Source organism: Leptospira adleri (assembly GCF_002811985.1).
GTDB classification, from domain to species: Bacteria; Spirochaetota; Leptospiria; order Leptospirales; family Leptospiraceae; genus Leptospira; species Leptospira adleri.
In genome coordinates, this window is record NZ_NPDU01000167.1 from 1 (window position 1) to 627 (window position 627).

Sequence of the window (627 nt, forward strand, 5' to 3'; positions counted from 1 at the left end):
ACAATAGAAAGAACGGCAGTTTTTGGTTTTAAAAGTGATTTGACAACTGAATTATAATGCTGTATTTTGAATAAAAATGAAGGTAAATAAGCAATGTCAAAAACCATCACTTTGAGAATTGATGATCCAATTTACGATATTTTCAAAAAAGCTGCCGAGGGAGAAAGACGAACAATTTCGAATTTTGTGGAAAACGCAGCTATTCAATACTTAGCGAACGAGTTTTATGCTTCGGATGAAGAAATGGATGAAATCCTTTCTAACAAACAACTCGTATTATCTTTAAAGAAAGGTATAAAGGAAGCAAGTCAGGGAAAATACAAAGTTGTCCGTTGAATATAAAATAGCAGAAACGGAGCTATTTCAAAGTAAATTAAGAGATCGTCAATTTTCTCAGCTTCAAAAGAAACTTTCGGATTACGTTTATCCAATTCTAAAAAAGAATCCATTCTTTGGGCCGAATATTAAGAAACTTAAAGGTGATTTTGACGGACTTTATCGATATCGGATTGGAAAATATCGATTATTTTATCTAATAAAGGATAATGAGCTATTAGTTATTTTTGTTGATGTTGACCAAAGGAAAGATAGTTACAAGTAAAATGCGGTCGCATCGCCTAACTTCGG

2 protein-coding genes are annotated in these 627 nt (G+C 32.4%); both read left to right on the plus strand.

The window, feature by feature from the left end; translation table 11 throughout:
• The first annotated feature begins 93 nt into the window (after positions 1 to 93).
• On the plus strand, positions 94 to 336 hold the full coding sequence (locus CH376_RS23975) for a type II toxin-antitoxin system TacA family antitoxin (RefSeq protein WP_100788617.1): 243 nt from the start codon (positions 94 to 96) through the stop codon (positions 334 to 336).
• The gene (locus tag CH376_RS23980; protein ID WP_100788619.1) at positions 326 to 601 is read left to right on the plus strand and encodes a type II toxin-antitoxin system RelE family toxin; all 276 of its coding nucleotides are present in this window, start codon (positions 326 to 328) and stop codon (positions 599 to 601) included. The genes CH376_RS23975 and CH376_RS23980 overlap by 11 nt, the downstream gene beginning before the upstream one ends.
• Positions 602 to 627: the final 26 nt, after the last annotated feature.

What these genes read in the sequence shown, in the direction of transcription:
- CH376_RS23975 (WP_100788617.1), top strand. Translation starts at nt 94, where the DNA reads ATGTCAAAAACCATCACTTTGAGAATTGATGATCCAATTTACGATATT.